The following is a 20,711-nucleotide window of genomic DNA, read 5'->3' as shown; positions in this document are numbered from 1 at the left end:
CGGCCCCAAAAAAAGCGGTGAGCGCTTCGCACTCAAGCGGGAGCAAGCTCCCTCGCCACAGGGGGGCTGGGCCAGGTCTTGTATTGCTATTGAACCGCGGTCGAGGATTTTCGAGGGAATATCATGAAGCCAGAAAAAAGCGATGTATTGATTATCGGCGGCGGCATCATGGGGTCGGCGTCGGCATTCTTTCTGCGCCAGCGTGGGCACTCGGTGACCCTGTTGGAACGCGATCTGATCGGCCAATACGCCAGTGGGGTGAATTTCGGCAACGTGCGACGCCAAGGGCGATTCCTCGGCCAATTGGAACTGTCGAATCGCTCGTACGGATTGTGGAAACGGCTCCCCGAGTTGATTGGCGATGACCTGGAGTTCATCCCCAGCGGCCATATGCGCGTCTGTTATCGCGAGGACGAAATCGCCGAGCTTGAAGCCTACGCCGCCGCCCCCGAAGCCCGGGAGCTGGACTTGCAGATCATCACCGGCAAGGCGTTGCACGCGCGTTTCCCGTTCCTCGGCGCGGAGGTCAAGGGCGGCTCGTACGCCCCGCACGACGGCCACGCCAACCCGCGCCTGGCAGCCCCGGCATTTGCCCGCGCGGCGACACGGGCCGGGGCCAGCATCCGCGAGCGAACGGAAGTCGCCACGGTACGAAAGGAGAATGACCATTTCCACGTGACCACCACCAACGGCCAGCTATTCATCGCTGAGCAACTTCTGATCACGGCGGGCGCGTGGGGGGCGAAGCTGTCCGAGCAATTCGACGAAGCGGTGCCGTTGCAAGCCAATGGCCCACAGATGTCGGTCACCGAACCTGTGCCCTATGCCTTGCCGACCGTGATCGGCGTGTTCACCAAGATAAAGGAAGAGGTGATTTACTTCCGGCAGATCCCCCGAGGCAATCTCATCATCGGTGGCGGCAACCGCTGCAAACCGGACATGATCAACCGTCGCGCCTACTTCAAGCCCGAGAGCCTGCTCAACCAGATGCAGCAGATGAGCCGCCTGCTGCCCGGGGTGGCGAACCTCAACATCATCCGGGTGTGGAGCGGCATCGAAAGCTATACGCCAGACTCGCTGCCGATCATGGGCCCAAGCGGCAAGGTCAAGGGGTTGTTCTATGCCTTTGGGTTCTGCGGGCATGGCTTCCAGCTCGGCCCGGGCGTCGGCGACGTCATGGCCGAGCTGATCAGCACCGGCAGCACCCGCACCCTGATCAGCCCCTTCGATATTCGCAGGTTCACCGAACCGACCGCCCTGACAATGCCCCAGATGAGCACGCCCGGCACCGGCAGACTCATTTGACACAAGCGACTGGACGCCCTTTTTGACCTGGACGGGCGTCGCCATTTTTTTGCCAAGTTAGCCCGGCAGATACAGCAGATTCTTCTTTGCCAGGCTTGAGAACGGCATATCCCATCCGGGCCGCTTTGTTAGTTTATCGAGAAGAAAACGGCCTCAGGATCTGTCGCCGGCAGTGCTATCACCGCTCTATGGGAGCCCGTTGGATGACCACCCCTTTTTTGAACACCTCGCCTACGTCCCAGCAGTTCTATATCAATGGTGACTGGCTGTCTCCGGCATACCCGGCCACGCTGCCCGTGGTCAATCCCGCTACCGAGCACGTCATTGCCGAGGTCGCCCGAGGGTCCGGCGAAGACGTAGACCGCGCCGTAGCGGCGGCTCGCGCAGCCTTTGCCGGCTGGTCTTCGACTCCGGTGGATGCCCGCATGGCAATCCTGGGAAAGATCCATGCACTGATCCTTGAACGCAAAGAAGAACTGGCCCAGGCGCTCTCGCTGGAAATGGGCGCGGCCATCAGCTTCGCACGGGCCATGCAAGTGCCGCTGGCCGCTGAACACGTACGGGTGGCCCGCGATGTGCTGTCCACTTACACCTTCCAGAAGATTGAGCATGGCACGGCCATTCAACGCGAGCCCATTGGCGTCTGCGGCCTCATCACGCCGTGGAACTGGCCGCTGTACCAAATCACCGCCAAAGTCGCCCCGGCGATTGCCGCCGGTTGCACGGTGGTGTTGAAACCCAGCGAACTGTCGCCCCTGAGCGCCCTGCTCTTCGCCCAATTGGTGCATGACGCAGGCCTGCCTGCCGGCGTCTTCAACCTGGTGAACGGCAGCGGTGCCGAGGTCGGCGCGGCCATGGCGGCGCATCCCGACATCGACCTGATCTCCATCACCGGCTCGAACCGCGCGGGCGCACTGGTGGCCCAGGCAGCCGCCCCTACGGTCAAGCGCGTTACCCAAGAGTTGGGCGGCAAGTCACCGAACGTGCTGTTGCCCGACACCGACTTCGCCAAGGCCGTACCGTCGGGCGTGATGTCGGCTTTTCGCAACGTCGGCCAATCGTGCAGCGCACCGACCCGCATGATCGTGCCAAGGAATCGGCTGGCAGAAGTCGAGGCGTTGGCTGCCGCCACCGCCAACGCGATCATCGTGGGCAATCCGCAATTGGAAGAAACCGTACTCGGTCCCATCGCCAACGAGGCCCAGTTCAATCGCGTGCAAGCCATGATTGAAGTCGGCATGAATGAAGGAGCCAAGCTTGTGTGCGGTGGCCCAGGACGCCCGGAGGGTCTTGAACAAGGCTTCTACACCCGCCCCACGGTTTTCTCGCAGGTCGACAGCGCCATGCGCATCGCCCAGGAAGAAATTTTCGGCCCGGTGCTGTGCATCATTGCCTATGACACGGTGGATGAAGCCGTCGCCATCGCCAACGACACCGTCTATGGGCTGGGGGCGCATGTCCAGGGTCAGGACCTTGATCTTGTGCGCGCCGTTGCGTCGCGTATCCGCGCAGGGCAAGTGCTGTTGAACTACCCGGCGTGGAACCCGATGGCACCGTTCGGTGGCTACAAGCGTTCGGGCAATGGTCGTGAGTATGGGGTTCACGGCTTCGAGGAGTATCTGGAAATCAAGGCGATTGTCGGCTTCGAATGAGCGCCCTACTCCTCAGCCCGCCCGGTGCCCTCGCGATCATGCGCGTAATGTCGGCTGAACGGAAACGCCGGCAACCAGGCCTCACGGCGAACGGTCCAGCTTTCGTAGGTGGGCACCAGTTGATCGGGGGCATCCAGCGTGCCGAGGTTCACTTCGATTTCATCGCCGGTGCGGGCGAACACCGACGCGCCACAGCGAGGGCAGAAAAAGCGCCCGGCGTAATCCCGTGTTTCACCCTCGATCGTCACGGCATCCTGGGGGAACACGGCAGCCGCGTAGAACAACGCCCCGTGATGCTTGCGACAGTCGAGGCAGTGACAGAGGCCAACCCGATACGGACGGCCCGAGGCCTCGATACGCACGTTGCCGCATAGGCAACCGCCGGTGAATCGGTCCATGGTGGGTCTCCTCTGTCGTCGAGCGGTCGAGATACAACCTTCGACCGCGCCTGCCTGTTCCTGGTTTAACTCATCATCGGCACGGCGATCAGCAATATCGCCGTCCCATGGGTAGCGCTCGATGCCACGACGCCGTAGCGCATGCGAATGAGCCCGCAGGCCAGGCCCTCTATCAGTGTAAACAGCAACACGGGCCAACCGAGTGGGGTGACGCTCAAGGCGAGAAAAGCATGCAGCGCCGAAAACGCCACGGCACTGATCAACGCTGCTCGCAAGGCGCTGACGTGCAGTTCGAGGTAGCCCTGCAGGAAACCACGAAACAATACTTCTTCCAGGGCGTTGGCCCCGTAGGCCAGCACCGTCATGCCGAGCAGCCAGGCCCAATAACCTGGAATCGCCGTTTCAGCCCCTTGAGAAAGCCGCAGCGGCAAGCCGATCAAGCAACCCACGGCGATGCCCAGGACCAGGCCAGCCAATCGATTGCCTTTGAATAGAACGACCAGTTGCCACAAGTCCGGCAACAGGCGCGCGCTCAACGCGACCAACAGCAGCGACGAAGCGCCCAACATCGCCAGGACGAACGGGTTGGCCAGAAAACCAATCTGCAGATCGCCGTTCAGGGACCACATGCCCAAGGGCGTCATCGCATCGCGCATCAACACGAACGCCAATAGCACAATCACGATACGCAACGCTGTCTGGGTCTTGGGCGTCAACGCGAACCAGAGGCCGAAGAGCGCCAGGCTCGGCAGCAGATACAGGGTGTAATCCAGCAGTACAACGAGTCCTTCGGCGATCATTGCGCGCTTCCCTTGGCGTCAACCGGCGCATGTTGCGCCATCAGTTCCACAACCCAATCGATGAACACTCGCAGCTTGGCGCTGATGTGCCGGTTCGGAGGATAAGCCAAATACAGCGGCATCGGCTCGAGGTGCCAGTCTTCGAACAGCGGCACCAACTCACCCTGCGCTTCATGAGGCCTGGACATGTACTTGGGCAGCCAGAGCACCCCCAGCCCCGCCAAACCAGCCGCGAGGTAGGCGTTGCCGTCGTCGATGGCTAGCGAGTAACGCCCTTTGACGTGGAGCAGCTCACCGTCACGGCGCATGGCGTAGGGCAAGGATTTGCCGGTGCGTGCCCACAGGAAACCCACGGTGCGGTGGTGCGAATCTTCCAGTTCTCGCGGATGCGCGGGCAGGCCAAATCGTGCCAGGTAACTCGGGGCGGCGAAGACGCCGAGGGCGAGATCGCCAACGCGTCGGGCGACCAGCGACTGATCCCTCAACTCACCGCCGCGCACCACGCAATCGACGTTTTCATCGAGCATGTCGACGATGCGATCACTGACGCCCATGTCGATCTGGATGTCCGGGTATCGCGCGTAGAACGCCGGCAAGGCCGGTATCAGGATCATCGCGGCCAGCGGGCTCGGCACGTCCACACGCAGTCGCCCGCGAGGTAGCGCCTGGGCGCCGGACACGCTGGTCTCGGCATCGTCCATGTCGGCCAGCAGCCGGATCACCCGCTCGTAATAAACCGCACCGTCGGCGGTGACGTTGACCTTGCGCGTGGTGCGGTTGAGCAACTTGACTCGCAACCGTGCTTCGAGCTGCTGCACCAATTGGGTCACGGTGGTTTTGCTCATGTGCAGGGTTTCAGCCGCCTTGGTGAAGCTGCCCGCCTCCACGACTCGAACGAACGCTTGCATTGCATCAAAACGATCCATCTGTGCCTCGGGTGTCGATCCGATTGTTTGGATTCTACAAACAGTGATCGCCAAGGTTGCTCGTTTATCGCCAGGACACAAGCCCCTAGAGTGCGTTCAACGTTTGGAACCCACTCTTTGATGGAGGTACTCATGACACAGCGCGACGTGGTTTTCCCACCTGGACGCCAGGCACTCTATGAGCGCAATCGCTATTCGCCGGCGATTCGTTCCAATGGTTTCCTGTTCGTCTCGGGACAGGTCGGCAGTACTGCCGAGGGCTCGCCAGAGCCAGACCTGGAGGCTCAGGTTCGGCTGGCGTTCCACAACCTGAAGGCGATTCTGGCTGCCGCCCATTGCAGTTTTGACGATGTGGTGGACGTCACGGTCTTCATGGTCGATCCCGAATCGACCTTCGAGCGGGTCTGGAGCGTTGTACCCGAGTTCTGGGGCAGCGCGCCGCATCCGACGCTGACGGCGGTGGGCGTGACGTGGCTATATGGGTTTCAGTTCGAGATCAAGGTGATTGCCAGGTTGCCCGAAACCACCTCGTGATATCGAGTGTGGGAGCGAGCCTGCTCGCGATAGCGGTGGGTCAGCTTGCATCACTGTTGGCTGTGCCGACGCCATCGCGAGCAAGCTCGCTCCCACAAGGAAATGGAAGTGCTGCGCCGGCTAACCTTTCACCGCCGCCTCAATCGCCGCAATGTCGATCTTGGTCATCGTCATCATGGTCTCGAAGGCCCGCTTGGCGACGGCCTTGTCAGGACTGGCGACCGCTTCAAGCAACACACGCGGGCTGATCTGCCACGACAAGCCCCACTTGTCCTTGCACCAGCCGCAGGCACTGGCCTGGCCGCCGTTGTCGATGATCGCGTTCCACAAGCGGTCCGTTTCGGCCTGGTCTTCAGTTGTAATCTGGAATGAAAAGGCCTCGCTGTGCTTGAACACCGGCCCGCCGTTGAGGCCAATGCAAGGGATGCCGATCACCGTGAAATCCACCGTGATCACATCGCCCTCCTTGCCCGACGGATAATCGCTCGGGGCCTGGTAGACGGCGTTCACCGCACTGTCGGGAAACGTTTTGGCATAGAACTGCGCAGCTTCCTGGGCATTGCCGTCGTACCAGAGGCAGATCCTGTTTTTATTGTTCATTCCGCTTCTCCGAAAGGGACTGGACGATAAAGTCTAGCAGTCCCCCCGAAAGTTGCAGATGGCCGGGCCTCAGGTAAACAGATCGACCCCCAACTGGAACGCAACCCACAACGCCAGGCCCGTGGCAAACATCAACGCGATGTTCTCGAACAGGTTGTTGCGGTACTCCTTGCCCAGCAGGGACTTCTGGTTGGACATGATCAGCAGGCCCAGGGAAATCACCGGCAAGCCGATGATGTTCAGCGCATTGACGCCGATGGTCAGCGTGACGAAGTCCGGCATGCCGGGAAGCGACCAGATCAGTGGTGTCACGAGGATGAACAGCATGAACCATTTGTGCATCGGGTCACGGTGGAACTCTTTGCCGTAACGCTCCCGGCGCTCGGGCCGTACGTGCTGGAAGGCGTCGGTGATGAGCATCGGGAACGCCGTGGTCTTGCCGGATATGCTGGCGAACAGCGTGGCAAACACACCGATAAAGAACACGTACCAACCGATCGAACCGAAGAACATTTCCAGGGCCTTGCCCAGATCGCCCAGGGTTTTGACCTCGATGCCGTTGGGTCGCAGGATTTCCGCACCGACGATCCAGATGGCCAGGTTGATGACGATCCCGACAAACACCGCAAACAGCAGGTCGTTACGCTGGATACGCTTGTGTTCAGGCCCCACCCACCCCTTCTGGCGCATGACATACGGATGAACGAAGTTGGCGATGGAACCGGCCACCGCACCGATCACCGAGACGGCCACCAGCAACGCGCCGTGCACCCCTTCATCGGGCGGGATACTGAAGCCGATGGTGCCTCTGACGATGCCGGCGACATCCGGGCCGGACATCACCGCCAGGGCCAGGAACGCCAGCGTCATGATCGCCAGCAGTCCTTTCATCACGCCTTCAATCATCGAATAGATATTGCGCCCGACGAGCATCCACACCGCCAACACCACCGCCACCGAACACAGCAGTGGATAGTCGACCTTGAGCAACATGGCCAAGGCTTCGCCAGCTCCCTTGATCATGTAAGCGTTCATCAGGTGCCCCATGAGCAACGCATACACCAACAGGAACCAGGCGAAAAACGGATTGAGCTGGGCATAGCCTTGCAAGATGGTCATGCCCTGGTTATTGCAGAGCTGGAAGCGCGCAATGATGTTGACGATCAGGTAACGCAGCAGCAGAGAGACCGCCAGTACCCACATCATCGCGTAGCCATAATTCGCGCCGGCCACGGATGAAGTGATCAAGTCGCCTGCGCCCAGCCAGGAAAGGACCGCGATGATGCCGGGGCCGAGAAGCTTGAGCAGGCGTACAAAACGGCCTTGCGCGGGCGCCGCAGCCTGGCCTTCAGCGGAAGGAATGCTCGTCATGGATGGAATCTCCGTTATTTTTTTTGTGAGAAACGGCCACAGTCGAACATATTAGATACGACGTCGTACAACCATTATTGTTGCCTAATTATGTAGAAATGTTTCATGGTATCCGCTCCCTAAATACCGTTGCATTCCAAGAGCAAATTGCCACTAACCCCTCTCCTGCTCGCCGTTATCGACCATCCAGCGCACCATCCTCGCCAACGGCACCCGATGCTGCTGGATGGCGCACCAACTGACGTGCTCATGGCGATACAACTCGACATAACGCTTGAGCAGCACGTGGCGGCCATCCTCGGCCAACCGCAGTTCAACCTCACGGCAATGCAGCACATCCGGATCGAGCGTGCGCATTCGCCGATGCAGGACCAACACCTCGCTACTCATCAGCGGCGGTTCCGTCCTGGCATTGCGGATGGTCCTGCACTACCGCCCCCAACTTCCCTTGCGCGACAAAATCGGCACGCCGCTGCGCCGTTGCATCGCGAAGCGCCGCGTAGTAATCCGCCTGGGCCTGCAACTGGTCGGTCAGCGGCAATGCCTCGGCGCGGCCATCGACAACGCCACCGACGGTGTTGATCGTACCCAGGGTGTCGACGGTGCTGCTGTTGTCGCCAAACGGGTCGACAGCAAAACTCAGCACTTTGCCCGACGCGTCCCTCAGGTTGGCGCTGCCCAGCAACGGCAGTTCCACGATCGGTCCGGGGGCGACGTTCCAGACGCCGAAGGTCTGGCCGAAATCGGCCTTATGGCGCTCGATGCCCAGCTTGCCCGACACGTCGATCAGCCCGACGATGCCTGCGGTGGTGTTGATCACGAAACGGCCCAGTGTGTTGACCGAGCGTTGGCCATTGCCTTGTAGCAGGTCGTTTATGAAGACCTTGGGTTCGCCGAAGTTCGCCACAAAGTTGTGGACGCCGGCCTGGAACATCTCCGGCAACTTGAGGTAACCACGGGCGACCGGGGCCAGCACATAGTCATCCACGGTCCGGTTGAACGCGAAGATGCCGCGGTTGACCGGTTCTGCGGGATCGTGAACGGTATAGGCCGCGCGCTCACACACGCCCGGTTTTGCAGCGGGTGTGCTGGAGCAACCACTGGCGAGTGCCATCAATACAACCACAACGGTGGATCGAACAAGCAACGGAGCGGGTCTGGTGATCGGCATACAGGGTGATCTCGGCGAGGAATGGGGGCTGCCTATGCCGGTTAAAAGCCGAACACCTAAACCTGTGGCGAGGGAGCTTGCTCCCGCTTGAGTGGGAAGCGCTCACCGCTTTTTTGGGGCCGCTTCGCGACCCAGCGGGAGCAAGCTCCCTCGCCACAGGGTTCGGTGTTGGCTGGCTGTTTAACTGACTGACATCGAGGCCATCCTGCCGCTGTTTCTTTGCCTGGAGATTTCCAGAATATTGCCCGTCGGCAACTTTATTGCCGGATTGAAATATATGACGCAGGCCCTGGATTGCCCCTAGTATCGCCTCCTGTATTCATTACCCTGCGTGCCCACCGTGAGCCATTTATTACTGGTGGACGATGACCTCGAAGTCCTCGCCCTCTTGCGCAAGTTCCTCGAACAACATGGCTACAGCGTGGAGGTGGCCGCAGACGGCAATGCCCTGTGGCAGGCGGTGCAGCGTCGGGTGCCGGACCTCGTCATCCTCGACGTCATGCTGCCGGGCGACAATGGGCTGGTGCTGTGCCAACGACTGCGGGCCGAGCACACGGTCGGCATCATCATGCTCACCGCCATGGGCGAGTTGAGTGATCGCGTCGTCGGCCTGGAGCTGGGGGCGGACGACTACCTGACCAAACCGTTCGACGCCCGGGAGCTGTTGGCCCGGGTGCGTTCGGTCCTGCGGCGCACCGGTGAAGCCAGGGACGCGTCGAGCGACGCCTCCCGGCCGATCCTGGAGTTCGAGAACTGGCAACTGGACGTTACCCGGCGCGAACTGCGCTCACCGGACAAGGTCATGATCCCGCTGTCCGCCGGAGAGTTCGAACTGCTGCTGGTGTTTGCCGAACACCCGCGCCGGGTGCTGACGCGCCAGCAGTTGCTGGACCTGGCCCGCGGCGAAACCTTCGAGGCGTTTGACCGCAGCATCGATGTCCAGGTCAGCCGCTTGCGGCGCAAGTTGGAGACCGACATCACCGGGGCGTCGATGATCCGCACCGTGCGCAACAGCGGCTACCTTTTCAGCCCCCATGTGGTGAAGCGATGAAGCCCTCGCGCTCGGGCTCCCAACGTCCACGGGACACGGTAGCGCGCTGGATCGCCCTGACCACCATGATCGCCATGCTGACCTTGTTGGCCCTCAATGAGTTGTTCAGCCTGCTGGCCGGTGCCTGGGCGCGCCCTCCCCTGATGGAAACCGGCCTGATGGAAAAGGCCGCCGCCATCACCCGCATCATTGACTCCGTCGCCCCCGCACAACGCCCCGCGATTGCCAGGGCCGCCAGCGACCAGGCGTTCAACGCACAATGGCTGCAACGGCATGAAGACGCGCGGTTGCCGGTGATCGACGACCCGGAGTTCAGTGAAGGTTCGGCGCTCCTGCGCCAACAATTGGGTCGGCCGGACGCCAGGATCGAAGCCTACGAACCGGGCGACTGGCCGGCCGACCAACCGGATGCACGCTACGCGGTGATCATCGAATTGGCCGACCATTCGTGGGTGATCTTCTCCGTGCCGTCGCGCAGTTGGGGGCTGGGCGAATGGGCGCGCAACGGGATCATCATCGCGCTGATCCTGCTCTCGACGTTGATCGTCGCGCTGATCGCCACCCGGCACCTGGCCGCACCGCTGGAACGTTTCGCCAAAGGCGCCCGGCGCTTTGGCGTCGACCACCAGGCACCACCGATTCCGGTCATCGGCCCCCACGAAATCCGCCAGGCGATCCTCGCGTTCAATGCCATGCAGGCCCAGCTCAAGCACTTTCTACAGGACCGCACGCAGATGCTCGCCGCCATCTCCCATGACTTGCGCGCGCCGTTGACCCGCATGCGCCTGCGCGGGGAGTTCATTGAGGATGCCGAACAACAATCGCGCTTGTTCAGGGACGTGGACGAAATGCAGGCGATGGTCAACTCAGCCCTGGCGTTCTTCCGCGACGATGCCCGGCTTGAACACGCCACCGCGTTCGACCTGGCTGAGCTGCTTCACACCATCGTCGATGACCTCAAGGACGCCGGCACCGAGGTCGCGTTCGAAGGTGCCCAGCGCTTCGTCTATGTCGGCCGCCCCATCGGCATCAAACGCGCCTTGGTCAACCTGATCGACAACGCGATCAAATATGGCGGCCAGCCGACGGTTCGACTCGAAGCCGACGCCCACCGTGTGGACATTCGCATCCTGGACCGAGGGCCGGGCATCGACGCCCAATACCTTGAGCAGGTCTTCACGCCGTTCTTTCGCATCGAAGGTTCTCGCAACAAGCACACTGGCGGCGTCGGGCTGGGCCTGTCGGCGGCCCGGGCGACGGTGCTGGAGCATGGCGGCACGCTGACCCTGCGCAATCGAAATAGCGGCGGATTGGAGGCCAGGGTCTCGCTGCCGCTTGACTGAAGTGCCCGATGTGACGATCCGCGCTAAACAATCAGCGCCTTCCTCGGTAGGATGTCCGGTTTTTCCGGCCTGGGCCCTGTTCCGGGAAGGCGCTCTTGTTTGTATCGCTCGACTCAATGCCATCGTTCGCGCTCACGACAGACAGGAATCGACGGAGCCAAACCAAGGAATTCACCGATGATTCTTATCATTTATGCGCACACCTACCCCGACAAATCGCGGGTCAACCAGCAGATGCTCAAGCGAGTGTCGACCAACCCGGACGTGGTCATACGTTCGCTCTATGCGCTTTATCCCGACTTCGATATCGACGTCGAGGCGGAACAGCGTGCGGTGGAACAAGCAGAGCTGGTCGTGCTCCAGCACCCGATGTACTGGTACAGCACACCGCCCTTGCTGAAGCTGTGGATCGATAAAGTCTTCACCCACGGCTGGGCCTATGGCAAAGGCGCCACGGCGCTCAAGGACAAGTCCCTGCTGTGGGCGGTGACCACCGGTGGCGATCAGGGGCATTTCCAGATCGGCGGCTACCCAGGCTTTGCCGCACTGGCCCAACCGCTCCACGCCACGGCCCTCTATTGCGGCATGCGCTGGCTGGAGCCGGTCGTCGTGCATGGCGCCTATGCCGCCGAAGCGGATGCCCAACACGTCCAAATCGAACACTATGCCGCTCGCCTGGCCGCCTGGAAGGAAGATTGAAGTGGAAACTCACAGCCTGATTGAAATGCTCATCTACCTGGCCTCGGCGACGCTGATCGTACCCATTGCCGTTCGATTTGGCCTGGGCCCGGTGTTGGGTTATCTACTGGCCGGGTGCATCATCGGCCCGTGGGGGCTGAAGCTGATTACCGATGTAAAAGCCATCCTGGAGTTCGCTGAAATCGGCGTGGTGCTGATGCTGTTCATCATCGGCCTTGAGCTCGACCCCAAACGGCTCTGGGCCCTGCGCCGGATGGTGTTTGGTGGCGGTGCCCTGCAGATGCTCGCCTGTGGCGCTGCCATTGGGTTGTTCTGCACGGCCTTGGGCCTGAACTGGACGGCAGCGTTGCTGGTCGGCCTGACCCTGAGCCTGTCTTCCACGGCCATCGCCATGCAGGCCATGAGCGAACGCAACCTGACCGCCACCGCGGTCGGGCGCAGCAGCTTTGCCGTGCTGCTGTTCCAGGACATCGCGGCGATTCCCCTGGTGGCGATGATCCCATTGTTGTCGGCCCACGGCGACACGCCTTCGGGCACGGCGCTGTTGCTATCGATTGGCAAAATCGTCGCTGCCATCGCCATCGTCGTGCTGTTGGGGCGCTACGTGACGCGACCGCTGCTGCGCTTCGCCGCGCGGTCAGGCTTGCGCGAGATCTTCAGTGCCGTGGCGCTTTTCCTGGTGTTCGGCTTCGGCTTTCTGCTGGAGGAAGCCGGCCTGTCGATGGCCATGGGCGCGTTCCTCGCCGGGGTGCTGCTCGCCAGTTCCGAATACCGCCATGCCCTGGAGAGCGACATCGAGCCGTTCAAGGGCCTGTTGTTGGGCCTGTTCTTCATCGGTGTCGGCATGTCGATCGATTTCGGCACCCTGATCGACGCACCGCTGAAAGTCGTCACCCTGACCCTGGGCTTCATCCTGATCAAGCTGCTGGTGATCAAGATGGCGGGCCGGTTCCTCAACGTCCCCGCCGGCCAGCGCTCCTGGCAGGCGGTGTTGCTGGGCCAGGGCAGCGAATTCGCCTTCGTGGTGTTTGGCGCGGCGACCGTGGCCGGCATCTTGACCGATCAATGGGGCAAGAGCCTGACCCTGGCGGTGGCCCTGTCCATGTGCCTGACGCCCTTGCTGATCGTGTTGCTGGATCGGTTCGAATCCGTCGCCAAGAAAAACAAACGCGAATCCGACCTCGTCGACCAGCAGAATCCACGGGTGATCATCGCCGGGTTCGGCCGTTTCGGGCAGATCGCCGGACGCCTGCTGATGTCTTGCGGCGTCGAAGTGGTGGTATTGGATCACGACCCTGACAACATCGAGACGCTGCGTAAATTCGGCGTGAAAGTCTTTTATGGCGATGCCACGCGCCTTGATCTGCTGCATGCAGCCGGCGCGGCCCAAGCGGTGGTGCTGATCAATGCGATCGACGATCGAGAAGACAACCTGACACTGACCCGGCTGGCCCAGGAGCACTTCCCCGCGTTGCAGTTGATCGTGCGGGCGCGGGACATGGGCCACCTCATCACCCTGCGACAGATGGGCGTGGAGGCGGCCGAGCGGGAAACCTTCGAGAGCGCGCTGGCATTGGGTCGCAGTGCACTGGAGCACATGGGCGTTGGGGCTTACGAAGCGCGGGAACGGGCGGATCAGTTCCGCCGGCTGAACCTCAAGATGTTGGAGGAGATCGTCGCCCAGCCGGAAGACGACCTCAAGTTCCGCCACGACGCCTACCGGCGCGCCAACGCGCTGCTCACGGACATGTTCAACGAAGACCGTGCCCGCCCCGTCGACAACTGGCAGGAACACCATCGCAACGAAACCGACAAGACGCCGGGTTGACCGGCGTCATACCCGCCCGAACTTGCGCCGGTATTCCATCGGCGTCAGCCCGGTCAACGCCTTGAACATCCGCTGCAAGTTGGAGCTGCTGCTGAACCCCAGCTCGGCGCCGATGCTGGCGAGGGGCAGCGTGGTCAACGTCAGACGCTCGCTGACCTGGTTCAACTTGATGCGCCGGGCGTAGGCCGCGACGGCCTGCCCCGTCTCACGGCTGACCTTGCGCGCCAGGGTGCGCTCGGACACCGCCAACTGGCTGGCCAGTGCCTGCACAGTGACCCGCTCGGCCGGCATCTGTTCGATCAACCCATGCAACTGCCGCAACCATCCGCTGGGTTGCTCGATCAGGGCAATGCCCTGGAACGCCGCATGGGGAATGGCTGGGCGCGGCAGCACCATGAGCCGCGTGATATCGCGCAGTACGTCGCTGCTGACACTTTGCTCAATGAGTTTTTCGGCGATGGGCAGGTAACCGTTCACCCCAGACGCGGTCGCCGTGCGCTCGTTGAACACGCAGTTCCGCTCGCTTTGCCAATGGACTTTTCGATACTGCTGCTGCATCGCCTGCGCCAGCCACCAAGTCACCGTCGCACCCTGCCCGTCCAATCGGCCGGCGGCGGCCAGCAGGCAGACACCGGTGCAATAGGACCAGAGCTGAAGCTATCGGGCATGTTTCGACAGCGCACTCACGAGGGCTGTCTGTTCAGCCAGCAGCGCATTCATCTGCTCGGCCGACTCGGCCCAGAAACCGGGAACCAGGACAGCATCCAGCCCGGCGCTGCCCAACGCCGCTTCCGCCTGCAGGGTCACGCCATGGGCACACACCACCGGCCCGGCCTGCAACGCGATGTAGCGGGCCTCGAACAGCGCCCGCCCTCTTCTGCGGTTGGCGGCATGCAGCAGATCGGCGAACGCGAACAGGCCGGCGGGCATGCAGCAGATCGGCGAACGCGAACAGGCCGGCGGGCATGCAGCCGGGAAATAGAAGCAAACCGATTCGAAGTTTGTTTGTCATGGCCTGAAACGAATCAAAGATGTCAGATCCGGCCATTATGCACACGGGACCGGATCGGCACCATGAAGCACTCGCTCAACAGGAACGCCTCATGAACATCCAGCAGATCCGTAACGCCACGATCATTCTTGAATTCGGCCCGTATCGCGTGCTCGTCGACCCGATGCTGGCTGGCCAGGGCACGCTGCCGCCGCTTCGCCTGTTTGGCGCCACGCAACGCAATCCGCTGGTGGCACTTCCGGCCTCGACAGCGCAGGCCCTCGAGACCGTCACCCATTGCTTGATCACCCACTGCCAGAAAGGCCATTTCGACCATCTGGACCGCGCGGCCAAGCGCTGGCTGAGGGAAAAACAGATCCCGGTCATCTGCACGCCCCTTGACGCGCCCTATCTCAACAAGCGTGGCTTGAATGTCCAGGCGCTCGCCCAGGCCCATGACCAACCCACCCCATTCCTGGGCGGCACTATTCGCACGGTCCGGTGCACCCACGGGCGGGGCCTGGTGGGAAAGTTGATGGAGCATGGCGTCGGCTACCTGATCGAGCTGCCCGGCGAACCGAGTGTCTACCTCACCGGCGACACCGTGCTCACCCCCACCGTGTGCGAATTCGTCTTGCGACACCAGCCACAGGTCAGCGTAGTTCCGGCGGGCGGGGCACGATTCGACATCGGCGGCGACATCATCATGGGCATCGACGAGACGCTGGAGTTCACCCGTTTGTCCCGCGGGACCGTGGTGGCCAATCACCTGGAAGCGATCAGCCACTGCCCGACGACTCGCAAGGCCCTTGCCGCAGCCGCCGCGAAGGCCGGTGTCGAAGACCGGTTGTTGATACCGGAAGATGGCGAGACGTTGGTTTTCCAGGCGGCCTAGGCCAACGCGTCCAGCTCGGCGAGCATCGGCGCAGGGATCTTCAGCTCACTCGCCGAGAGGTTTTCCCGCAGGTGCGCCAGGGACGATGTGCCGGGAATCAGCAGCAGATTCGGCGCACGTTGCAGCAACCACGCCAGGGCCACGCACAGCGGTGACGCCTGCAAGCGCGCTGCCACGCTGGAAAGGGTTTGCGATTGCAGCGGTGTGAAGCCGCCCAAGGGGAAGAACGGCACGTAGGCGATGCCCTGCCGGCCCAGGTCGGCGATAAGGTGTTCGTCGTCGCGATGGGTCAGGTTGTAGTGGTTCTGCACGCAGACCACCTGGGCAATGCCTTGGGCCTGCTTGACCTGCGCGGCCGTGACGTTGCTCAGGCCCAGGTGACGGATGAGGCCCTGGCGCTGCAGCTCGGCCAGTGTCGTGAACGATTCCTCAATGGAATCTTCCGTGGGCGAATGCAGGTCACCCCACACCCGCAGGTTGACCACGTCCAGGACCTCCACGCCCAGGTTGTGCAGATTGTCGTGGACCGCCCGAGTCAGCTCGGCGGGGCTGTGGGCCGGGTTCCAGGACGCATCGGCACCGCGCACGGCACCGACCTTGGTCACGATGACCAGGTCCTGGGCATAAGGGTGCAGCGCTTCACGGATCAGTTGGTTGGTGACATGGGGCCCATAGAAATCGGCGGTGTCGATGTGGTTGACCCCGCTCGCCAATGCTTCGCGCAGCACGGCGACGGCGGCCGCCGGGTCTTTCGGCGGTCCGAAGACCTGGGGCCCCGCCAACTGCATCGCGCCGTAACCCATGCGATTGACCGTGCGATCGCCCAGTAAAAAGCTGCCTGCCTTGCCTGCAATGTTCATCTCGTCGCCCTCGGTTCAATGTGAGTGAGCCGACTATAGGCGTTGACCATTCTCATGATAATCAGGTGCAATCAGCACAGGTTGTACGGCGGAGAGAACAATGGCGACGGATATTCAAGACTTGCTGGCCTTCGTGGCCGTGGTCAACGCGAAGGGCTTTCGTGAAGGCGCGCGGCTGAGCGGCAAGTCTGCCTCAAGCCTGAGCGACGCCGTACGCCGGATGGAGAGCCGGCTCGGCGTACGCCTGCTCAATCGCACTACCCGCAGCGTGGTACCGACCGAGGCCGGTGCCCGGTTGATGGAACGCATCGTCCCGGCCCTGGGCGAGGTCGAGGCGGCCATGGACGTGGTCAACGACTTTCGCGACCGTCCTTCGGGCACCCTCAGGCTGAACGTGCCGGTCAGCGCGGCCCGGCTGGTGTTGCCGGCGATTATCACGCCGTTCCTGAAAAGCTATCCCGACATCCGCCTGGAAGTGGTCACCGAAGAAAGCTTCGTCGACATGCTGGCGGCCGGGTGTGACGCTGGCATTCGCTACGACGAGCGCCTGGAGCAGGATATGATCGCCATCCCCATCGGCCCACGGTTCCAGCGCTTCGCCACGGCCGCCGCCCCGGCATACCTCGATGCCCGGGGCAGGCCGGAACATCCCAGAGACCTGCTGGAACACGCGTGCCTGCGGGGCAAGTTCCCCAGCGGCGCCATGCCGCTGTGGGAGTATGAGCGCGGCGGCGAAACCATCAGCGTCGACCCGAGCGGCCCGTTGATCACGCGCATTGGCGGTGCGGTGGACCTGTCGGTGCAAGCCGCTGTAGACGGTCTGGGCATCGTCTACCTGTTCGAAGACTGGTTACGACCGTACCTGGACAGCGGCGCCCTCGAACCGGTACTCGAACCCTGGTGGCAGCGCTTTACCGGCCCATTTCTCTACTACCCCGGCCGCCGCTACCTGCCCTCGCCATTGAGGGCTTTCGTGGACTTCATCAACGCACAACAGTGTGGGAGCGAGCCTGCTCGCGAAGGCATCGGCACAGCCAACCTCTCTGCAAACTGACACACCGCCCGCTCGTCTCCCCGCCGCAAGGATTTTCGAACCAAGCCATTCGCCACGGCTCGGACCTACATGACACCGCTGAAAGCCATGCTGACGCGCTTCGACGTCACGGCTTGAACAGCGGGTGGATCAAGGCTTCTTTGCGTTCACTGCCGGGAGTTTTCGTTATGTGTGACAGTCTTGTTCAACACGTTTCTTCAAAAGACTCCCTGGCGTATTTCGCCCAGCGAGACACGCCCGGCAGCCGTTTCGGTGCAAGCGTGACGCCCTTGGACCTGTACGTGACAACGCCACCCAAGGTCCAGGAGCGCCAGAGTCTGATCAAGCCAAACATGCAGGTCAGCGCCATTCGTCGTCGCGGTGGGCACTTGGAGTGCATCAAGGTTCGCTGGGGTTGGTCGCCAATCTGGTCGGTCGGGACGATGCCGCCCCTGACCCATCTACCCTTGCATCTGGTGATGCGCTCCAAGGTCTTCGACCCCATCAAGCACGAAGGCCGCGTATTGGTTCCCGTGGAGGGTTGGTATGAGTCACAAGCCCCCGCCTCGCCCTCCCAGGCGCAACGCCTCACCTACACGACCGCCCGGCAGTCGGTCCCGATTTTCCTGGCTGCCCTGGCCCAGGCCAGCGAGACCCCGTTTGGCTGTGACGGCCTGACCCTGGTGACGTATGGCGACATCGCCAGCCAGCAGCAGCGGGTACTGGCCTTCAGTGCCGAAGATGCGCTCGAATGGCTGGAGCCCGCGCTGGGATGGGAACAGGCACAACAGTTGGCCGCACGCCTGAGCGGCGCGCAACCGCACCATGAACCGGCACTGACAACCCACCGTCCGGCCCAGGGCGGACTTTGACTTCAGGAGATAAAGCCATGTACGTGATCATGGGCGCCACAGGTCACGTTGGCTCGGCCACAGGCCGCGCCTTGCTGGCGCCAGGGCATGCCGTGATCATCATGACCCGCAACGCCACCCACGCCACTGAATGGCGGGCCAGGGGCGCTCAAATCGTCGAAGCGGACGCCGAAAACGTCGAGTCGTTGCGCGCAGCGTTTCGGCTCGGGCGCAGGGCGTTCATTCTCAACCCGCCAGCGGCTCCCAGTACCGATACCGATGCGGTGGAACGGCGCACGGTCGCCAACATCCTGGCCGCCCTCGACGGATCGGGTCTTGAGAAAATCGTCGTGCAATCCACCGCCGGCGCCCAGCCTGGCAGGCGTATCGGCGATCTCAGCGTCTTGTGGGAATTGGAAGAAGGGCTGCGTAACCAGTCGATCCCGGCGGCGATCAATCGCGGCGCTTATTACATGAGCAACTGGGACAGCCTGCTCAATACCGTCCGCGAGACCGGCAAGCTGCCGACGCTGTTTCCAGCCGACCTGGCCTTCCCCATGGTTGCGCCTCGGGACCTGGGCGAAGTGGCGGCCGCGCGATTGCTATCGTCGGTGGATGACATTGGCGTGCGTAACGTGCAGGGGCCTGGCCTGTACTCGCCCAACGATGTGGCGCAGGCTTTTTCCCAGGCGCTCGGCCGGCCGGTCGAGGTACACGTGATACCCAGGGACCGATGGGAAAGCACCTTCCAGAGCCTCGGCTTCAGCCCCGCTGCGGCGCACTCCTATGCGCGCATGAGCGCCGTCAGCCTAGACAGCGGCTTCGACGTGGGCGACGACGCCTTGCACGGCACCATGACGCTTGAGGCCTACATCCAGGCACTGGTGCAAAACAACGGGCTGGGAGCGCACGGATAAAGGAATGCAGGAACGGCGCGGCAATGAACGGTAAACTGCGGCGCTCCTTTTTCTTTTCCAGCATGAGGTTTTGCATGAGCAACCCAGACATCACGTTTATTCAAGATCCGGATGCGGACTCCATTTCCTCCGACGTCGCCGGTTTCGGCGGCCTGCTGGTTTCCACGCAAATCCCCACCCACGCCGACGGCAGCCTGGAACTGGGCGACATCACCCTGCAGAGCGAATGCACGCTGCAAGCCCTCAAGACTGCCCTGGAAGGCGCCGGCAGCTCCATGGACCGGGTCCTGCACCTGACCATCTACCTGACCGACATGGCCGACCGCGCCGCGTTCAACGAGGTCTACAAACGCTTCTTCGCCAAGCCTTGGCCGGTTCGTGCGGCGGTGGGTGTGGCAGCGCTGGCGGTTGAAGGCATGAAAGTGGAAGTGACGGCGATGGCGGCGAAGGGCTGAACGAGCGCCTTGCACCTTTGTAGCGCTGCACTGCTTTTGTGGCGAGGGAGCTTGCTCCCGCTGGACTGCGCAGCAGGCCCAGTTCTTTTGTTTCGACCCAAACTCTTGGAGCGGCTCGCCATACAGCGGGCCCAAGCTCCTGGCCACAACAGCCGCTCGAACATGCCCCAAATGCGCGATTGCCACGCAAATCGTCACTTTCGCACCTAGCCCGCTTCCTGCACGGGGTCTAAAGTGCGCCGTTTTCCCTCTTCACGGCCTCCTTATGAATCTCTGGTTTCGACTGTTGCTGATGCTGTTCCGCCGCCCGTGGCGCAAGCCGGCGGCGCCCCTGGGCACCACGGTGGTGCGCATGCGGGTATGGCCGCTGGACCTGGACCTCAATCGCCACGTCACCAACGGACGCTACTTCACGTTGGCCGATGTGGGACGCATGGATTACGTGCTGCGCAGCGGCGCCTACAAAGTGGCGTTGCGCAACCGGGCGGTGCCGATCGTGGGGGATGTCTGGGGCAAGTTCAGGCGGGAATTGAAACTGTTCGAGGCGTTCGAGGTGCACACCCGCCTGCTCGGTTGGGACGAAAAATGGACGTTCATGGAGCACCGTTTCATCAGCCAGGGACGTGTGGTCGGGGTGGTGATCATGCGCGGCCTGTTCCGCTCGGCCAAAGGCACGATTGCACCGGCTGAGTTCATCCGCGAGTTGGGCCTGGCCGAACAATCGCCCGCCGTGCCCGACTGGCTGGTCGCCTGGTCGCAAAGCTGCGACGGCTTGAGCCTCGAGCTTCGCCAGGAGGAAGGTGAGCCCCCACGCTAGCCAGCACACCACTTACCCTGTGGCGAGGGAGCTTGCTCCCGCTGGTCTGCGCAACAGGCCCAAGTTTTTTGTTTAAGCACAAATTCTTGGGGCGGCTTCGCCACCCAGCGGGAGCAAGCTCCCTCGCCACAGGGGCTTACCCCAGGCCTCTGCGCCATTCCCCTCGCCAATCCCCGCCTATACTTCTCTGCCAATCCCCCCCGGGGCCTGCACT

At 62.3% G+C, this 20,711-nt stretch carries 23 protein-coding genes; 13 read left to right on the top strand and 10 right to left on the bottom strand.

Annotated elements, in window-relative coordinates:
• Positions 1-123: 123 nt before the first annotated feature.
• Together TK06_RS01775 and TK06_RS01770 are read left to right on the top strand one after the other, a co-directional pair.
• A complete protein-coding gene (locus tag TK06_RS01775; RefSeq protein ID WP_063320541.1) occupies positions 124-1,305 on the top strand; it encodes an NAD(P)/FAD-dependent oxidoreductase in 1,182 nt (393 codons plus the stop codon).
• 203 nt (positions 1,306-1,508) lie between these two features.
• On the top strand, positions 1,509-2,957 hold the full coding sequence (locus tag TK06_RS01770; protein WP_063320540.1) for an aldehyde dehydrogenase family protein: 1,449 nt from the start codon (positions 1,509-1,511) through the stop codon (positions 2,955-2,957).
• A gap of 5 nt (positions 2,958-2,962) precedes the next feature.
• On the opposite strand, the gene TK06_RS01765 is transcribed toward TK06_RS01770, so the two are convergent.
• The 3 genes from TK06_RS01765 to TK06_RS01755 form a co-directional block, all read right to left on the bottom strand.
• Entirely contained in the window at positions 2,963-3,355 is a 393-nt protein-coding gene (locus TK06_RS01765; protein WP_063320539.1) for a GFA family protein, read from the bottom strand.
• A 65-nt stretch (positions 3,356-3,420) separates the two neighbouring features.
• Positions 3,421-4,155, bottom strand: a complete 735-nt coding sequence (locus tag TK06_RS01760) for a CPBP family intramembrane glutamic endopeptidase (protein ID WP_063320538.1) — start codon at positions 4,153-4,155, stop codon at positions 3,421-3,423.
• On the bottom strand, positions 4,152-5,081 hold the full coding sequence (locus TK06_RS01755; RefSeq protein ID WP_063320537.1) for a LysR family transcriptional regulator: 930 nt from the start codon (positions 5,079-5,081) through the stop codon (positions 4,152-4,154). The genes TK06_RS01760 and TK06_RS01755 overlap by 4 nt, the downstream gene beginning before the upstream one ends.
• A 132-nt stretch (positions 5,082-5,213) precedes the next feature.
• Between TK06_RS01755 and TK06_RS01750 the strand changes: the two genes are divergently transcribed.
• Positions 5,214-5,615 (top strand): RidA family protein, encoded by a 402-nt coding sequence (locus TK06_RS01750; RefSeq protein ID WP_063320536.1) that lies wholly within the window; start codon positions 5,214-5,216, stop codon positions 5,613-5,615.
• Positions 5,616-5,735: 120 nt separating this feature from the next.
• Here the strand turns inward: TK06_RS01750 and TK06_RS01745 are convergent, their stop codons facing one another.
• The 4 genes from TK06_RS01745 to TK06_RS01730 form a co-directional block, all read right to left on the bottom strand.
• Complete coding sequence (locus tag TK06_RS01745) at positions 5,736-6,215, bottom strand: VOC family protein (protein ID WP_063320535.1); 480 nt, start codon at positions 6,213-6,215, stop codon at positions 5,736-5,738.
• Positions 6,216-6,284: 69 nt separating this feature from the next.
• A complete protein-coding gene (locus TK06_RS01740) occupies positions 6,285-7,586 on the bottom strand; it encodes an Nramp family divalent metal transporter (protein ID WP_063320534.1) in 1,302 nt (433 codons plus the stop codon).
• Positions 7,587-7,739: 153 nt separating this feature from the next.
• Entirely contained in the window at positions 7,740-7,976 is a 237-nt protein-coding gene (locus TK06_RS01735; protein ID WP_063320533.1) for a hypothetical protein, read from the bottom strand.
• Positions 7,969-8,757 (bottom strand): MlaA family lipoprotein, encoded by a 789-nt coding sequence (locus TK06_RS01730; protein WP_063320532.1) that lies wholly within the window; start codon positions 8,755-8,757, stop codon positions 7,969-7,971. Before TK06_RS01730 ends, TK06_RS01735 begins: the two co-directional genes overlap by 8 nt.
• A gap of 340 nt (positions 8,758-9,097) precedes the next feature.
• Here TK06_RS01730 and TK06_RS01725 point away from each other — a divergent pair, with 340 nt between their 5' ends.
• From TK06_RS01725 to kefC, 4 genes are all read left to right on the top strand, one after another.
• Positions 9,098-9,808, top strand: a complete 711-nt coding sequence (locus TK06_RS01725) for a response regulator (RefSeq protein ID WP_063320531.1) — start codon at positions 9,098-9,100, stop codon at positions 9,806-9,808.
• Entirely contained in the window at positions 9,805-11,151 is a 1,347-nt protein-coding gene (locus TK06_RS01720; protein WP_063320530.1) for an ATP-binding protein, read from the top strand. Before TK06_RS01725 ends, TK06_RS01720 begins: the two co-directional genes overlap by 4 nt.
• A 177-nt stretch (positions 11,152-11,328) precedes the next feature.
• Positions 11,329-11,850: a glutathione-regulated potassium-efflux system oxidoreductase KefF gene (gene kefF / locus TK06_RS01715; RefSeq protein WP_063320529.1), complete on the top strand. Its 522-nt coding sequence runs from the start codon at positions 11,329-11,331 to the stop codon at positions 11,848-11,850.
• Position 11,851: 1 nt separating this feature from the next.
• Positions 11,852-13,678: a glutathione-regulated potassium-efflux system protein KefC gene (kefC, locus tag TK06_RS01710; protein ID WP_063320528.1), complete on the top strand. Its 1,827-nt coding sequence runs from the start codon at positions 11,852-11,854 to the stop codon at positions 13,676-13,678.
• A gap of 6 nt (positions 13,679-13,684) precedes the next feature.
• On the opposite strand, the gene TK06_RS32870 is transcribed toward kefC, so the two are convergent.
• Both TK06_RS32870 and TK06_RS32865 read right to left on the bottom strand, forming a co-directional pair.
• On the bottom strand, positions 13,685-14,260 hold the full coding sequence (locus tag TK06_RS32870; protein WP_238992579.1) for a helix-turn-helix domain-containing protein: 576 nt from the start codon (positions 14,258-14,260) through the stop codon (positions 13,685-13,687).
• A gap of 75 nt (positions 14,261-14,335) precedes the next feature.
• Positions 14,336-14,608: a hypothetical protein gene (locus tag TK06_RS32865; RefSeq protein ID WP_238992578.1), complete on the bottom strand. Its 273-nt coding sequence runs from the start codon at positions 14,606-14,608 to the stop codon at positions 14,336-14,338.
• Positions 14,609-14,781: 173 nt separating this feature from the next.
• Between TK06_RS32865 and TK06_RS01700 the strand changes: the two genes are divergently transcribed.
• Positions 14,782-15,564: an MBL fold metallo-hydrolase gene (locus TK06_RS01700; protein ID WP_063320527.1), complete on the top strand. Its 783-nt coding sequence runs from the start codon at positions 14,782-14,784 to the stop codon at positions 15,562-15,564.
• Here TK06_RS01700 and TK06_RS01695 read toward each other — a convergent pair.
• A complete protein-coding gene (locus TK06_RS01695) occupies positions 15,561-16,424 on the bottom strand; it encodes an aldo/keto reductase family oxidoreductase (RefSeq protein ID WP_063320526.1) in 864 nt (287 codons plus the stop codon). The genes TK06_RS01700 and TK06_RS01695 overlap by 4 nt on opposite strands.
• Positions 16,425-16,524: 100 nt before the next feature.
• Between TK06_RS01695 and TK06_RS01690 the strand changes: the two genes are divergently transcribed.
• The 5 genes from TK06_RS01690 (at position 16,525) to TK06_RS01670 (ending at position 20,497) form a co-directional block, all read left to right on the top strand.
• Positions 16,525-17,478 carry a LysR family transcriptional regulator gene (locus tag TK06_RS01690; RefSeq protein ID WP_063320525.1) on the top strand — a complete coding sequence of 318 codons (954 nt, stop codon included), beginning with the start codon at positions 16,525-16,527 and terminating at the stop codon, positions 17,476-17,478.
• Positions 17,479-17,645: 167 nt separating this feature from the next.
• Positions 17,646-18,329, top strand: a complete 684-nt coding sequence (locus TK06_RS01685; protein WP_063320524.1) for an SOS response-associated peptidase family protein — start codon at positions 17,646-17,648, stop codon at positions 18,327-18,329.
• A 17-nt stretch (positions 18,330-18,346) separates the two neighbouring features.
• Positions 18,347-19,225, top strand: a complete 879-nt coding sequence (locus TK06_RS01680) for an NmrA family NAD(P)-binding protein (protein ID WP_063320523.1) — start codon at positions 18,347-18,349, stop codon at positions 19,223-19,225.
• 74 nt (positions 19,226-19,299) lie between these two features.
• Complete coding sequence (locus TK06_RS01675; protein WP_063320522.1) at positions 19,300-19,680, top strand: RidA family protein; 381 nt, start codon at positions 19,300-19,302, stop codon at positions 19,678-19,680.
• Between the two features lie 265 nt (positions 19,681-19,945).
• Positions 19,946-20,497 (top strand): thioesterase family protein, encoded by a 552-nt coding sequence (locus TK06_RS01670; protein WP_063320521.1) that lies wholly within the window; start codon positions 19,946-19,948, stop codon positions 20,495-20,497.
• The last annotated feature ends 214 nt before the right edge of the window (positions 20,498-20,711 follow it).

It is taken from the genome of Pseudomonas fluorescens (assembly GCF_001623525.1).
GTDB classification, from domain to species: domain Bacteria; phylum Pseudomonadota; class Gammaproteobacteria; order Pseudomonadales; family Pseudomonadaceae; genus Aquipseudomonas; species Aquipseudomonas fluorescens_Q.
Note: the sequence above shows the minus strand (reverse complement) of the source record. Positions and strands in the feature narration are given on the sequence as shown.